This window comes from Campylobacter sp. RM9333, assembly GCF_020137705.1.
In the GTDB taxonomy this organism is placed as follows: Bacteria; Campylobacterota; Campylobacteria; order Campylobacterales; family Campylobacteraceae; genus Campylobacter_E.
In genome coordinates this window covers 1-2,125 of sequence record NZ_JACGAY010000041.1, presented here as the reverse complement: position 1 = coordinate 2,125, position 2,125 = coordinate 1, and the positions used below count along the sequence as shown (strand labels likewise).

Here is a 2,125-nt window from a genome sequence, read left to right as displayed (position 1 = left end):
AAAACTTAAACAGAGCATTTAAGCTAAATGTTCTTTCTAGGTTTTATTTAATTTAATTCTATGTTTATATATAGTTTCTAACCTAGTGTTATTTTATTTATCAATGTTAAGAGTCACAAGCAAGTAATATAAAACAATTTCATAAGCTTGTTAAAGGTAGTTATACTTAATCTCTTTCTTATTACATATATTTAAGTATATATAAGAAAAAGTTTTTAAGCATCACAGCTTAGACGCTTTCCGTCTTGAAGATTAAGATTAATAATTACATAAAAACTTTAGCAAGGAAGTAATGCGTTTTAGTAATACTAAAAACAATAACAATAATGCATGCAAATATATTTCAATTAATACTATTAATTGTAAAAATATTAATAACATTATTAACAAAGGTAAGCTAATAAGAGCAAATGGTGGATGCCTTGGCAGACAAAGGCGATGAAGGACGTACTAGACTGCGATAAGCTACGAGGAGCCGTCAAGGGGCATTAATTCGTAGATTTCCGAATGGGGCAACCCAATACATAGAGATATGTATTACCATATATGGAGCGAACGTTGGGAATTGAAACATCTTAGTACCAACAGGAAAAGAAATCAATAGAGATTACGCTAGTAGCGGCGAGCGAAAGCGTAAGAGGGCAAACCACTAGTTTACTAGTGGGGTTGTAGGACTGCAACAAAGACTAAGCAAAGATAGTAGAACAAGTTGGAAAGCTTGAGCGTAGAGGGTGATACTCCCGTACATAAAATCTTTACTTTACTTAGCAGTATCCTGAGTAGGGCGAGACACGTGAAATCTTGTCTGAAGCTGGGTCGACCACGATCCAACCCTAAATACTAATGTCTGACCGATAGTGTACAAGTACCGTGAGGGAAAGGTGAAAAGAACTGAGGTGATCAGAGTGAAATAGAACCTGAAACCATTTGCTTACAATCATTCAGAGCCCTATGTAGCAATACAGGGTGATGGACTGCCTTTTGCATAATGAGCCTGCGAGTTGTGGTGTCTGGCAAGGTTAAGCTAACGTGAAGCCGTAGCGAAAGCGAGTCTTAATAGGGCGATAAGTCAGATGCTGCAGACCCGAAACGAAGTGATCTATCCATGAGCAGGTTGAAGCTAGTGTAAGAACTAGTGGAGGACCCAACCGACGGCCATTGAAACGGCTCCGGATGACTTGTGGATAGGGGTGAAAGGCCAATCAAACTTCGTGATAGCTGGTTCTCTCCGAAATATATTTAGGTATAGCGTTGTGTAGTAGCTATAAGGGGTAGAGCACTGAATGGGCTAGGGCATACACCAATGTACCAAACCCTATCAAACTCCGAATACTTATAGTGTAATCACAGCAGTCAGGCGGCGAGTGATAAAATCCGTCGTCGAGAGGGGAACAACCCAGACTACCAGCTAAGGTCCCTAAATCTTATTTGAGTGGAAAACGATGTGAAGTTACTTTAACAACCAGGAGGTTGGCTTAGAAGCAGCCATCCTTTAAAGAAAGCGTAATAGCTCACTGGTCTAGTGATTTTGCGCGGAAAATATAACGGGGCTAAAATAAGTACCGAAGCTGTAGACCCAAGCCTAGCTTGGGTGGTAGGAGAGCGTTCTATAGGCGTTGAAGATGTACCGGTAAGGAGCGTTGGAGCGTATAGAAGTGAGCATGCAGGCATGAGTAGCGATAATTAATGTGAGAATCATTAACGCCGTAAACCCAAGGTTTCCTACGCGATGCTCGTCATCGTAGGGTTAGTCGGGTCCTAAGCAAAGTCCGAAAGGGGTATGCGATGGAAAATTGGTTAATATTCCAATACCAACATTATTGTGCGATGGAAGGACGCTTAGGGCTAAGCAAGCTAGCGGATGGAAGTGCTAGTCTAAGGTAGTAGGTTGTTATACAGGCAAATCCGTATAACATTAGACCGAGAACTGAAAGGCTTTCTGAAGTCTTCGGATGGAAGGAAGAATTGCTGATGCCGTCGAGCCAAGAAAAGTTTCTAAGTTTAGATAATGTTGCCCGTACCGTAAACCGACACAGGTGGGTGGGATGAGTATTCTAAGGCGCGTGGAAGAACTCTCTTTAAGGAACTCTGCAAAATAGCACCGTATCTTCGGTATAAGGTGTGG

General features: G+C 41.1%; 1 rRNA gene. It reads left to right on the top strand.

Going from position 1 to position 2,125, the window contains the following annotated elements:
* Positions 1–390: 390 nt before the first annotated feature.
* Positions 391–2,125, top strand: a 23S ribosomal RNA gene (locus AVBRAN9333_RS09345); the annotation flags it as partial.